The following is an 11,278-nucleotide window of genomic DNA, read 5'->3' as shown; positions in this document are numbered from 1 at the left end:
TCTGTTTGGCTTATTCAGCGTAAAGACTCAGGTCTGAAACAGCCTTTTCAGGCGGAACGAAATCCACGGCTATCTTCTGGCCGTTCTGGACTTTCCTCAGACCTTCGATCAGGATCCTGTCGCTGTCGGCCAGGCCTGACTTGACAACATAAAGATGCGGCAACTCTGCTTCAATAGTGATCAGCCGTTGTTCGATCTTGTCTTCTTTGTTCACGACATAGACATAGACTTTGTCCAGGATTTCGAACGTGGCCTTTTGCGGGATCAGCATGGCATTCTTGTATGGCACCGACATCAGGATGTTGCCGGTCTGGCCATGCCTGAGTATTTTGTCCGGGTTGGGGAACGTGGCGCGGAACTCGATATTGCCGGTCTTGTTGTCAAAATCGGCTTCAATGGTTTCAACCACACCTTCCTGGCCAAACACCTGACCATTGGCCATCTTCAAACGCACTTTTTCCGGGGATTGGCTTTTCTTGCTGCTGATGTAGTCCAGATATTCCGTTTCCGGCACATTGAAATACACCCACATTTTGCTGATGTCGGAGAGTGTGGTCAGTAAATCGCCTTCATCCAGCAGGCTGCCATTTCTGACTTCCAGGTGATCCATGATGCCGGGGAAGGGAGCATTGATATTGGTGAATCCCAGGTGGGTTGCCGCTACATTGACTTCTGCATTGGCCTTGTCCAGTTTTGCTTTGGAAAGCGCTAACTCATTTGATGAGACAATATTTTTATCTGCCAGCGCCTTGGTATTCTGGTATTCGATCATGGACATATCGGCTTCTGCCTTGGCTTTCTGCAGGTCGGCCTGATAGACATTGGGCATGATCTTGAACATGGGCTGGCCCTGGTTGAGCTGCTGGCCTTCGTCAACAAATATCTTCTCCAGGTAGCCTTTTTCCAGCGCCCTTATTTCGATATGCCGGATGGCATGGATTTGCGCGACATATTCCTTATCGAGAGAAGTATCCTGCCTGAGAATGCTGGATACCTTGAGTTTCAGTGGTTCATGTTCCTCAGCATGCTCTGCAGGGTGGCACCCAGCCAGAAGCACTGCCATAACGCTTAAAGCAAAAGAAAATTTTTTAATCATAGGATGGATGAGGCTCAGTTAAAAAAGAAATCAAAATCCTGGGATCACGCGCACGAGACATGGCATGTGCTGGACTGCTGGCACAGGGGCTATGGACGATGCTTTAGTGTGAAACAGGGGTATGGCGGGGCGGGATTTTCGCGGGTTGGCTCAACAGAGGATGATGACGGATCAGCGGCGCACAAGTGCGTGTGGTGTAGGCCACGTCATTTGTTGCCTTGCTGTGATTAATGCCGGGCTTCCAGGATGCAGGAAAAATCCATCCCTGAATGCGCGCTCATCGCATTGTTAACAACCAGTGAAAATGCTGCCGGGGCAGGAATTGCCCTCAGGCAAGAGATGGAGGATCTCGAGGTCTTGCGTTGGTAGAGAAATAAAGGCGTCTTGCCGTGGTGTTACTGGTACGTAACCAAGAGGTGGGTACGCTGGCGATGAGTAGAAGTGTCGCGAACAGAAGGCCGGCAAAGGTAAGTGCCAATTCGGAAGGCGGTTCACCACCACCAGTGGGCGCGGATTCGACTTTGACGATCTGGACAACATTGGCATCCGTGACATAGAGCGCATCAGGCAACTGCATGCAGATATAAGCCAGGCTTAGCAATGACAATACGACTGATAACAGGATCAGTCGTATTTTCAGCGCAGTCGGATTTAATCTTGGTTCCATGAAGCTTCTATGTTCATTAATAGAAATGCAATGCGCAGGGACGTAACTTGGGCGCAAAGCGGCGACTATCCTAGCATGGGTAAAAAATCATTTGCAACAGTGCTTGTGACATTGGGGTATTGAAATTGGTTTCATGGATTGCAAAATACTTTGCCCCCTGAGTGTGAGGATGCATGGTGCGAGATTGCGCCGAATGGCGATGGTCCGGTAGAGAAATCCCAGCATTACAGCAAGGTTGTATTGATTGTCCGGTAAATAATTGTTTAAAGCCTTATAATTACAAAATTCATGTTTTATCTGTGCAGGAGTGGTTAATGTCGGATGGGTTTGATGATATGGCAATTCAGCAGCTTCATTTGAGTTATAGCGGTCATCAGGATCGCATGTTGCTCAAAATCAGTCTGGCTGATACAGCAGAGCTGAATGCCTGGCTGACGCGGCGTATTGTCCGGATATTATGGAGCTTGCTGCAGGAAAATGAATTGTCGGCAACAACACCGGTAGCCGATGTGCTTGCCGTGACAGCAGAAGAGTTGCTGGAACACTTCAATGAAACAGTCGACAACCTTCCTCTGATTCAAGGAATCAACCTGTCTGGTGCCTATCATGATCGCGGTCAGGCAGAATCTTCCGCTCCGGTGTTGGTTACGGATTGCAAGATTATGCATGTAGATCATGCCGAATCCATGCTGGAGCTGCATAGTCAGGCTGGTGAGGTGTACAGTATTGCACTGACGGCGGAGCTCAATCATGCGTTGGGCGGCATGTTGCAGCTGGCAACCCAGGAAGCAGCCTGGGACCTGGGTTTAAATACTGACCGTATTGTGCTGACTGGTGAAACGGTTCGGCACGTCCTGCACTGAAAGCTGGTTGATGACTTCTGGCAACCAGACATGGCTGCAACGCAGTGCTCATAGTGTCTGGCATCCATGCTCCCAGATGAAGCACCATGAAGCTTTGCCACTGGTGCCAGTCAAACGTGGCGAAGGGGTTTGGCTGGAAGATTTTGACGGCAAGCGTTACCTGGATGGCGTGAGTTCCTGGTGGGTGAACCTGTTTGGGCATAACCACCCGCAGATCAAGACAGCGATTATTGAGCAGTTGCACCAATTGGAGCATGTGATTCTTGCCGGGTTCACTCATGAACCCGTGATACAGCTATCTGAACGATTGTCATCCCTGACCGGACTCGGCCATAGCTTTTATGCATCCGATGGCGCTTCTGCCACTGAAATTGCGCTCAAGATGAGTTTCCATTACTGGCGTAATCATGGCCAGGATGCAAAGAACCGTTTTCTCAGCCTGCAGAATGGATATCACGGGGAAACCCTGGGGTCACTGTCAGTGACCGATGTTGCCTTGTTCAAAGAAACTTACGCATCTTTATTGCGTGAATCTGTGCAGTTGCCCAGCCCGGATTGGCGCCTTGCCGGCCCTGGGGAGGATGCCAGACAGTATGCGCTGCGGTGCGCTGAACAGGCCGGTAACTATATTGCCCAGCACCACGATAGTATTGCTGCCTTGATTGTGGAGCCTCTGGTGCAGTGTGCCACTGGCATGGCGATGTACCACCCGATTTATTTGCAGAGATTACGTGAGATATGTGACCGCTATGAGGTGCATCTCATAGCAGATGAAATTGCAGTGGGGTTTGGGCGTACCGGCACCATGTTTGCCTGTGAACAGGCCAATATCCGGCCGGATTTCATCTGCTTGTCCAAAGGAATCACTGGAGGATATTTACCCCTTTCTGTCGTGCAAACGACAGATGAAGTGTATGCCGCATTCTATGATGACAATATCACGCGAGGCTTTCTACATTCGCACAGCTATACAGGTAATGCCCTGGCGTGCAGTGCTGCCCTGGCGACGCTGGATATCTTTGCGCAGCAGGATGTCTTGAACAGTAACCGGCGCAAGGCTGCCTATCTTAACCAGCAACTGGCGGCATGGGATGATTTGCCGATCAGTCAGCTGCGGAATACGGGGATGATCTGGGCATTTGATGTGGTGGATAGCCAGCCTGGCTTCCAGCAACGTTTTTACCAGGCAGCACTGCAACGTGGCTTATTGCTGCGACCTATGGGGAACACCGTGTATTTCATGCCACCTTATATCATCACGGAAAGTGAAATAGATTTCATGCTGGAGCAAACCGTGGCCGTACTGAAGGACAGCATATGAAATGGTTATGGGGCTGCATACTGCTGCTTGCAAGCATGATGGTGCATGCCGATTTGCCCGCACCTGTCGCGGATTCGCTTAGGAAAAGCGGGATACCTGCGGAGAATGTTGCCGTCTATGCACAGCGTATTGATCAGGTACAACCCCTGATTGACCACCAAAGCGACCAGCCCATGAAAACCGCTTCCACCATGAAGCTGCTTAGCACTTATGCTGGATTGGAGCTGCTGGGGCCGGATTATCGCTGGCGCACCGGGATTTACCATGATGGACGCCTGGAGAATGGCGTGTTGCATGGCAACCTGATCATCAAGGGCAGGGGAGATCCTTATCTCTTGGCTGCAGACATGCAGGCCCTGCTGGAAGATCTACGCCAGGCGGGGGTGCAGGATATTCGTGGTGATATTGTCCTGGATACCCATTTTTTTGCTGCACGATACCGTGATACGGCGGCATTCGATGACAAGCCGCATGCACCTTATAACGCAGCTCCAGACGCGTTCGCCGTCAATATTAAATCCACCACATTCAATTTTCTTGCCGGGAATGGCAGGCTGGAAATAGAAGCCGACCCTGCATTGCCTGAAATTCATATTGCTAATCAGATGACCCTGGTGCGCGGCGAATGTGGTGACTGGAAAAGCCGCTTGAGGTTTGTGGTGGAGCCGCAGGAAAATGAGGTCAACATCACGTTTGTCGGGGAATATCCGGCATCCTGCCGTGATAAGGCATTGGAATTGAATGTGCTGGAAGATGGGCCATATGCCTACAACCTATTCCGCCAACATTGGCTGGCGTTGGGCGGCAAGCTGCAAGGAGGGTGGCGCTACGGCACATTGCCGGAGCAGGCGGTACATCTGATGACGCATCAGTCCCAGTCATTAGCAGAGATTATTCGCACCATCAATAAGTACAGCAATAACCTGATGGTCAGGCAGTTGTTCCTGACTGTCGCGGCAGAACGGGTGACTACACCAGCGCTGGAAGAGGATGGCGTACTGGCAATCAAGGCGTGGCTCGCCAGCAAAGGGTTGTATTTTCCTGAACTGGTGCTGGAGAATGGTTCCGGCCTTTCGCGCAATGAGCAGATTACTGCCAGGCATATGGCGGATTTTCTGCGGGCGGCTTATAGCAGTCCCGTGATGCCTGAATATGTATCATCCCTGCCGTTGCCTTCTACAGATGGCACCATGGCTAATCGTTTGAAGAATAGCCCGGCGCGGGGTAATGTGCATCTTAAAACTGGCACCATCAATGGCGTCAGCGCGTTGGCGGGCTACGTACATGATCAGAAAGGCAGGCGCTGGGTGACTGTCATTATGGTCAATGATCCCAAAGCCAGCGCTTCACGCGCAGCGCAGGATGCGTTCATAGACTGGATTTACCGGCAACCTTGATCCGCACAGTTCGGCATAATCTATGTATCATAATAAATTCGCGCAGCGCAGGAAGTGCCTGTTTTACCTCAGGTGGCGTTGCTGTTATAAACTGCTATCGGGGGAATAATCAATGAGACCAATTGCCATGCTGGCGAGCGCTATTATGCTGGCCATGCTAGCTGTGAGCGGCTGTTCAGCCGATACCAATAGTGACAAGGAAAAAAATGTAATGAGTAATACCGTAACTGAATTGCAGAAAATCGATACCCAGGTTGGGGAAGGTCGTGAAGCAGAAGCTGGCTTGAACGTCACTGTTCACTATACAGGCTGGTTGTATGACCCCAGCAAACCGGATGGCAAAGGTGAGAAGTTTGATAGTTCACTCGATCGTCGTGAACCGTTTGTGTTCTATCTTGGCGGCGGCCAGGTGATTCGCGGTTGGGATGAAGGTTTTGCCGGCATGAAAGTCGGTGGCAAACGCACCCTGATTATTCCGCCGGAATATGGCTATGGCGCGCGCGGTGCTGGTGGCGTGATTCCACCAAATGCCACACTGGTATTTGATGTGGAACTGCTGGGCATCAAATAAGTCAGTATATGGTTTAGTGCCTGGTGCCATGCGTGACACCAGGCATTTTCTATTTGTAGTCAATGGAATCAAAGAGGCAAGATGAAAGCACGTGTTAAATGGATTGAGAATGTCTGTTTCATGGGTGAGTCGGAAACAGGTCATGCAGTCGTGCTGGACGGTGCGCCGGACGCAGGTGGCCGCAATCTCGGTATGCGCCCGATGGAAATGCTGCTGATCGGCATGGGGGCGTGTACCTCGTTCGATGTCGTCACTATCCTCAAAAAGTCGCGCCAACCTGTCACGGATTGTGTGGCAGATATTACGGCAGAGCGTGCAGACGAGGTTCCCAAGGTATTCACCAAAATTCATGTGCACTTTGTCGTGACTGGCAAAGGCCTGAATCCAGCCCAGGTCGAGCGTGCAGTGAAACTGTCAGCCGAGAAATATTGCTCGGCCTCCATCATGCTGGGCAAGGCAGCAGAAATTACGCACGGGTTTGAAATTCGCGAGGCAGAACTTTGAGTCGTCCATCAGGCATGCAAGGGCTGCGGCATGTGGCCCTGTTTGTGCAGGATATTGAGGCATGCCTGCACTTTTATGTCGATATTGTTGGCATGCAGGTTGAGTGGCAGCCTGATGCCGATAATTATTACTTGAGTTCGGGGACTGACAACCTGGCATTGCACCGCAGTCAGGAAGCGCTTGCTGGCAAGCAGCGTCTTGACCATATCGGCTTTATTATCAGTCAACTGGAACTAGTGGATGAATGGCACGCACATTTTGTTGCCAACGGCGTCAAGATTCTCATGCCCCCCAAAACCCACCGGGACGGTGCGCGCAGTTTCTACTGCGCTGATCCTGCTGGAACACATGTGCAGATCATTTACCATCCGCCTATATCGGATAAATTCTGAGAACATAAGAAAGCCCCGCAATTAGCGGGGCTTTCTTATAGGGTTAGCTTTTCGGTTAATACTGTCAGGGCAGGGTGGCACTGGCATTCATAGGGGCTGAGTAGTAACGTTGTCCCCACATGGGACTATTGAAATATTTCTCGTTGGTTAGATTGTAGACATTCAATGCTGCACTCCAGTGTTGGTCCAGCTCGTCATTCGCCATAAGATTGCCACAGCGTAATAGGAGCATCCATCTCGGCTCGGTCCATTCTGCCAGTAGCGATGTCCAGCACATCATTGACGGATGTCAGTCTGAAATTGACTATCAACTCTCGGGTGAGCACAGAAGTGAACTGCGGCATCTCCTTGCTGGAGGTGTTGAGCCGCGTGGCTGTTGCCGCAGATTTTACTGGGTAGGACTCTGTTGATTCATTTGCTTGTTGTTCGCTGCTGGTTTTGACCTGGTTGCCGATTGAGTGCCTTCGACAAGTACCGTATGGCTCTTGGAATGGCAGAGGGGGGTGAGATGTCGGTACGACACTCAATGGGTGTACTCATGATTTCATATCCCTGACGAATTGAAGGAATAGAAAAAAAGGCCCCATTCGGGGCCTGGCGGTCAGCTGATCTGGATCTGAAAGGTGAGGTTGTTGTTAATGACTTCAAATAGGCGGTCAATATTAGGATGTTTACCGGGGTGGGCTTGTGCATCTGCGGTGTGTTCCGCATAGAGAGCCAGCCCGTCTTTGGCAGCTTCAGTTCCCAGGCTGCCATATTTGGTATGCAGGTGATGGTAGACCTTGACCGAACCCTGGCTGCCGGGTCTATTTTCAATAAGTCCGGCGACATGGCCGTCCTGATCGATGAGTTCGATTTTTTTCAGGTGGTCGCTGGGTTCCAGCCCAGCCAGAATTTCGCTGAATGTTTTCATAGATGATAAGTAGTGGTTGTCATGATGGTTGAAAGTATGCGCATGCCCGCTTTGACCGGAAATGGAAGCGGGATGGCGCCGTGTGTGATGGCCTGTTGTGCGTGGCTGGCCTCGTCCTTCTGCATCTGGCTGATGATGGCACGGCTTTTCTGGTCTTGCGCAGGCAGGATTTTCAGGTGATGGGCCAGATGTTTGCCAACTTGGTGCTCTGTCTCGGCGACAAAGCCCAGACTCCAGCGGTCTCCCAGCGAGCCTGCCAATAACCCTAGGCCGAAGGAGCCGCCGTAGAACAGGGGAGTCAGCAGGCTGGTACGTCCTCCCAACTCTTTGATGCGGGTTTCACACCATGCTAGATGCTCGGTTTCCTCGTGCGCAGAACGGCGCAAGGTTGCGGCTGTATCAGGGCTGCGCGCAGTGATTGCCTGGCCATTGTAAAGTGCCTGAGCACAGACTTCCCCTGTATGGTTGATGCGCATAAGTGCAGCGGCGCGCTGTTTGTCCTGTTTTTCAGTCAGGGTTTCTGGCAGGGATTTTCCCGGCTGTGGGCGCTGGCTGGCAGGAGTCGCCAGCAAGGTGCGCAAGGTCTTGTCAAACTCGATGAGGATGCGGTCTAGCATGAGGCAATAATCAACTGAAAAGCGCAGGCCTCCATATGGAGGCCTGCTGGTGGAACTATTTGCGTTGCAGTATCTGAAGGCCTTTAAGCAGGTTGAGGGCCTGGTTGAACTGATAGTCGGCTTTGGAGCCTGGTTCAATCGGGCCGCTTGGCTTGTCCTTTTGTTCCTTCTCCTTGTCATTTGGTGTTTCAGGAGCTGGTGCCGGTGTTTCCTGCTTGGTGTCTGTTTCTTCAGCAGGAGTGGTTACCGGTGCTGCAGGGGCTTCTTCTGCATCTTTTGGATTGCTCAGGTGGCGAGTCAAGTCAGCTTCACGCAGCATGGCAGCATGCTCCTGCGAGTTGACGGTGGCCTCTTCCACTGTGATGTCGGGCACAATACCCTTAGCCTGGATGGAACGACCCTTAGGCGTGAAGTAGCGTGCAGTCGTTAGTTTGATCGCGGCACCATTGTTCATGGGCAGGATGGTCTGCACGGAACCTTTGCCAAAGGTCTGGGTACCCATGATCACGGCACGCTTATGATCCTGCAGTGCGCCGGCCACGATTTCCGAAGCTGAAGCGGAGCCACCATTGACCAGGACAACCATTGGCAGTGTCTTGAGGTCGGATGGCAAATCACGCAGGTAATCGGCACGTGTGCCACCTCGGACATAATTTTCCGCGTTGGCAGTCAGGCGCATCTTGGCTTCCTCACCACGGCCTTCGGTATATACCACCAGCTCTCCCTTGGGCAGGAAGGCCGAGGATACACCGACGCCAGCATTGAGCAAGCCGCCAGGGTTGTTGCGCAGGTCAAGGATAATGCCCTTGAAGGCTTCCTTGTTTTGTTCACGCATGGCTTTCAAGGCCTTGGCGAGATCTTCACCAGTATGTTCCTGGAACTGCGTGATCCGGATATAGGGATATCCGGGTTCTGATAGTTTGTATTTGACGCTCTGGGTTTTGATGATGGCGCGTGTCAATGTAAAGGTGAGGGGCTTGGGCTCTCCCTTACGCAGGACGGTCAGGGTGATCTTGGTCTCAGGTTTGCCACGCATGTGCTTGACAGCATCTGTGAGGGACATGCCTTTTACCGGTGTGTCATCCAGCTTCATAATCAGGTCGCCGCTTTTGAGGCCCGCTTTGTAGGCAGGTGTATCTTCAATCGGGGCGACAACTTTGACAAAACCATCTTCCATGCCGACTTCAATACCCAATCCGCCAAATTCTCCCTGTGTTCCTGCCTGCAGGTCCTTGAAGGCATCGGGATCAAGATAGGCAGAATGTGGGTCAAGACCGGAGAGCATGCCATTGATGGCTTCAGTCAGCAGCTTTTTATCTTCAACAGGTTCTACATAGTCGCTCTTGATTTTGCCGAATACCTCGGCAAAAGTGCGTAAGTCATCAAGCGGCAATTGCGGCTTGCTTTCTTTCTCGGCAATTGCGGAATAGCTCAGGCTCAGCATCACCCCTAACAATGGGCCAGCAGCAATCAAGCCGATCTTTTTAAGTTTGCGCATGTAAAACAATTCCTCAATGGAAAAAACAGAATGGTCAAACAAATAAAATTGCAGTGTGAATGAAAATAGAGTGCAACCTGTTCATTTTCCGCTATTTATCTTTTGATTGCAAAACGCTGGACAGTATCGCACAGTCATTTTTTGCTTTTCAATGTGTTGAGCATTAAATTTCTTAATATTTTATTGCAAGGGGTACAACAAGCATGAATCTAGCCAAGTTGCCGGAACTGGAAATTGAATACTGTACACAGTGCCGTTGGTTGCTCCGTGCTGCATGGATGGCACAGGAGCTGCTCACGACTTTTGAGTCAGACATAGGGAAAGTTGGTCTGGTTCCGGGTACGGGCGGTATTTTTGAAGTCAGGTTGAATGGTGAGTTATTGTTTTCACGCAAGGAGCATGGAAGATTTCCTGAATCCAAAGAGCTGAAGCAGCTAGTGCGAGACCGAATCGATCCTGGGCGTGATTTGGGGCACAGCGACAGGAAATAGCCATTTTATGCATGCTGTAGGGGTGTTTGATTGCGATGGAATAATATCCGACTAAAATAGTTGGAAATAACTCTTTAAATGTAAATTGTTCTCATTTATGATGGTTGCTAATTAGGGAAGTTCAGTGAAAGGCACATCAAGATGAATGCATTCAATCACTCGGAGATGCACGCATTACGACTTAACCATGGCGGCCCGCGCAAGATGGTATCCAGTGAGTTGCTTGGTGCCATGATGGCGCGTCAGTTTAGCACCTGCTATCAACCTATAGTGGATGTGCAGTCAACAGAAATGCTGGGATATGAAGCTCACACGAGATATTGGTCGCAGAGTGGTGATGCGCTGAATATGCAAAGCATGCATTGGAGTCTACGCCACAATCCATTGCTGCTATTACATCTGGAACTGGGGCTGAAGAAACTACAAATTTCTGCGTTCCCCGGTGAGGGATGGCTGATGCTGGACATGAATGTAGACAGTTTTTTTGCTGGAGGCGAGGGAGAGGACAATCCTTTTATTGCCATGTTCAAGGAGTATGCATGGTCGGATCGCGAGATTGTGATCAATCTGGTTTCGCATGGCGATAAACAGGATCCATGGCGTGCGCAACATGCCATGGATTTGCTGCAGCAGTCAGGCGTGACGGTTGCACTGGAAGATCCCGGCGTATATTGGGGCATGTTTTCTCTCAGTGCGTTTCTGGATGCCGCCATGGTGAAGGTCAGTAGCCGGGTTCTGCATGAGCTTGATGAAAAAACAGCGCAGGCCATGGTGGATTGGTTGGTCGGGGCAGCCCGCAAGCTGGGCGTGCAGACAGTCATGACAGATGTGGAGACATGTGCAACCCTGGATTGGGCGCGCAAGATGGGAGTGGATTGCGTGCAGGGGCCATTATTTGCCAGGCAGAATTTGCAGGTAAGTTGAATCTGCAATGTCTGGGGGAAGGTG

15 protein-coding genes are annotated in these 11,278 nt (G+C 51.1%); 8 read left to right on the top strand and 7 right to left on the bottom strand.

Annotated features, from left to right (window positions below; all coding sequences use genetic code 11):
- Positions 1-10: 10 nt before the first annotated feature.
- Positions 11-1,096 (bottom strand): efflux RND transporter periplasmic adaptor subunit, encoded by a 1,086-nt coding sequence (locus CHB59_RS08185; protein WP_089375745.1) that lies wholly within the window; start codon positions 1,094-1,096, stop codon positions 11-13.
- Positions 1,097-1,424: 328 nt separating this feature from the next.
- Entirely contained in the window at positions 1,425-1,763 is a 339-nt protein-coding gene (locus tag CHB59_RS08180; RefSeq protein ID WP_089375744.1) for a hypothetical protein, read from the bottom strand.
- Positions 1,764-2,146: 383 nt separating this feature from the next.
- On the opposite strand from CHB59_RS08180, the gene CHB59_RS08175 reads away from it, so the two are divergent.
- The 6 genes from CHB59_RS08175 (at position 2,147) to CHB59_RS08150 (ending at position 6,811) form a co-directional block, all read left to right on the top strand.
- Complete coding sequence (locus CHB59_RS08175) at positions 2,147-2,626, top strand: hypothetical protein (RefSeq protein WP_143738706.1); 480 nt, start codon at positions 2,147-2,149, stop codon at positions 2,624-2,626.
- A gap of 10 nt (positions 2,627-2,636) precedes the next feature.
- On the top strand, positions 2,637-3,947 hold the full coding sequence (locus tag CHB59_RS08170) for an adenosylmethionine--8-amino-7-oxononanoate transaminase (RefSeq protein ID WP_089375742.1): 1,311 nt from the start codon (positions 2,637-2,639) through the stop codon (positions 3,945-3,947).
- Complete coding sequence (gene dacB / locus CHB59_RS08165) at positions 3,944-5,344, top strand: D-alanyl-D-alanine carboxypeptidase/D-alanyl-D-alanine endopeptidase (RefSeq protein ID WP_089375741.1); 1,401 nt, start codon at positions 3,944-3,946, stop codon at positions 5,342-5,344. The genes CHB59_RS08170 and dacB overlap by 4 nt, the downstream gene beginning before the upstream one ends.
- Positions 5,345-5,456: 112 nt before the next feature.
- On the top strand, positions 5,457-5,915 hold the full coding sequence (locus CHB59_RS08160; RefSeq protein WP_179212113.1) for an FKBP-type peptidyl-prolyl cis-trans isomerase: 459 nt from the start codon (positions 5,457-5,459) through the stop codon (positions 5,913-5,915).
- 81 nt (positions 5,916-5,996) lie between these two features.
- Positions 5,997-6,419, top strand: coding sequence for an OsmC family protein (locus CHB59_RS08155; RefSeq protein WP_089375740.1), 423 nt, complete (start codon positions 5,997-5,999; stop codon positions 6,417-6,419).
- Positions 6,420-6,433: 14 nt separating this feature from the next.
- Entirely contained in the window at positions 6,434-6,811 is a 378-nt protein-coding gene (locus CHB59_RS08150; protein ID WP_089375739.1) for a VOC family protein, read from the top strand.
- A gap of 64 nt (positions 6,812-6,875) precedes the next feature.
- Here the strand turns inward: CHB59_RS08150 and CHB59_RS11750 are convergent, their stop codons facing one another.
- From CHB59_RS11750 to CHB59_RS08135, 5 genes are all read right to left on the bottom strand, one after another.
- Positions 6,876-7,016, bottom strand: a complete 141-nt coding sequence (locus CHB59_RS11750; RefSeq protein ID WP_179212112.1) for a TonB-dependent receptor — start codon at positions 7,014-7,016, stop codon at positions 6,876-6,878.
- The gene (locus tag CHB59_RS11650; protein WP_143738705.1) at positions 7,006-7,338 is read right to left on the bottom strand and encodes a hypothetical protein; all 333 of its coding nucleotides are present in this window, start codon (positions 7,336-7,338) and stop codon (positions 7,006-7,008) included. The genes CHB59_RS11750 and CHB59_RS11650 overlap by 11 nt, the downstream gene beginning before the upstream one ends.
- Positions 7,339-7,412: 74 nt before the next feature.
- Positions 7,413-7,724 (bottom strand): DUF2322 family protein, encoded by a 312-nt coding sequence (locus CHB59_RS08145; RefSeq protein WP_089375738.1) that lies wholly within the window; start codon positions 7,722-7,724, stop codon positions 7,413-7,415.
- Positions 7,721-8,341, bottom strand: a complete 621-nt coding sequence (coq7, locus tag CHB59_RS08140; RefSeq protein ID WP_089375737.1) for a 2-polyprenyl-3-methyl-6-methoxy-1,4-benzoquinone monooxygenase — start codon at positions 8,339-8,341, stop codon at positions 7,721-7,723. Before coq7 ends, CHB59_RS08145 begins: the two co-directional genes overlap by 4 nt.
- A gap of 55 nt (positions 8,342-8,396) precedes the next feature.
- The gene (locus CHB59_RS08135) at positions 8,397-9,839 is read right to left on the bottom strand and encodes a S41 family peptidase (RefSeq protein ID WP_089375840.1); all 1,443 of its coding nucleotides are present in this window, start codon (positions 9,837-9,839) and stop codon (positions 8,397-8,399) included.
- 203 nt (positions 9,840-10,042) lie between these two features.
- On the opposite strand from CHB59_RS08135, the gene CHB59_RS08130 reads away from it, so the two are divergent.
- Both CHB59_RS08130 and CHB59_RS08125 read left to right on the top strand, forming a co-directional pair.
- On the top strand, positions 10,043-10,330 hold the full coding sequence (locus CHB59_RS08130; protein ID WP_089375736.1) for an Rdx family protein: 288 nt from the start codon (positions 10,043-10,045) through the stop codon (positions 10,328-10,330).
- Between the two features lie 141 nt (positions 10,331-10,471).
- Complete coding sequence (locus CHB59_RS08125) at positions 10,472-11,254, top strand: EAL domain-containing protein (protein ID WP_089375735.1); 783 nt, start codon at positions 10,472-10,474, stop codon at positions 11,252-11,254.
- Positions 11,255-11,278: the final 24 nt, after the last annotated feature.

This window comes from Methylobacillus rhizosphaerae (assembly GCF_900187985.1).
Lineage (GTDB): Bacteria > Pseudomonadota > Gammaproteobacteria > Burkholderiales > Methylophilaceae > Methylobacillus > Methylobacillus rhizosphaerae.
Note: the sequence above shows the minus strand (reverse complement) of the source record. Positions and strands in the feature narration are given on the sequence as shown.

What these genes read in the sequence shown, in the direction of transcription:
- coq7 (WP_089375737.1), bottom strand. Translation starts at nt 8,341, where the DNA reads ATGCTAGACCGCATCCTCATCGAGTTTGACAAGACCTTGCGCACCTTG.
- CHB59_RS08150 (WP_089375739.1), top strand. Translation starts at nt 6,434, where the DNA reads ATGCAAGGGCTGCGGCATGTGGCCCTGTTTGTGCAGGATATTGAGGCA.
- CHB59_RS08185 (WP_089375745.1), bottom strand. Translation starts at nt 1,096, where the DNA reads ATGATTAAAAAATTTTCTTTTGCTTTAAGCGTTATGGCAGTGCTTCTG.
- dacB (WP_089375741.1), top strand. Translation starts at nt 3,944, where the DNA reads ATGAAATGGTTATGGGGCTGCATACTGCTGCTTGCAAGCATGATGGTG.
- CHB59_RS08160 (WP_179212113.1), top strand. Translation starts at nt 5,457, where the DNA reads ATGAGACCAATTGCCATGCTGGCGAGCGCTATTATGCTGGCCATGCTA.
- CHB59_RS08145 (WP_089375738.1), bottom strand. Translation starts at nt 7,724, where the DNA reads ATGAAAACATTCAGCGAAATTCTGGCTGGGCTGGAACCCAGCGACCAC.
- CHB59_RS08125 (WP_089375735.1), top strand. Translation starts at nt 10,472, where the DNA reads ATGAATGCATTCAATCACTCGGAGATGCACGCATTACGACTTAACCAT.
- CHB59_RS11750 (WP_179212112.1), bottom strand. Translation starts at nt 7,016, where the DNA reads ATGGCGAATGACGAGCTGGACCAACACTGGAGTGCAGCATTGAATGTC.
- CHB59_RS08180 (WP_089375744.1), bottom strand. Translation starts at nt 1,763, where the DNA reads ATGGAACCAAGATTAAATCCGACTGCGCTGAAAATACGACTGATCCTG.
- CHB59_RS08170 (WP_089375742.1), top strand. Translation starts at nt 2,637, where the DNA reads ATGACTTCTGGCAACCAGACATGGCTGCAACGCAGTGCTCATAGTGTC.
- CHB59_RS08130 (WP_089375736.1), top strand. Translation starts at nt 10,043, where the DNA reads ATGAATCTAGCCAAGTTGCCGGAACTGGAAATTGAATACTGTACACAG.
- CHB59_RS08175 (WP_143738706.1), top strand. Translation starts at nt 2,147, where the DNA reads ATGTTGCTCAAAATCAGTCTGGCTGATACAGCAGAGCTGAATGCCTGG.
- CHB59_RS08155 (WP_089375740.1), top strand. Translation starts at nt 5,997, where the DNA reads ATGAAAGCACGTGTTAAATGGATTGAGAATGTCTGTTTCATGGGTGAG.
- CHB59_RS08135 (WP_089375840.1), bottom strand. Translation starts at nt 9,839, where the DNA reads ATGCGCAAACTTAAAAAGATCGGCTTGATTGCTGCTGGCCCATTGTTA.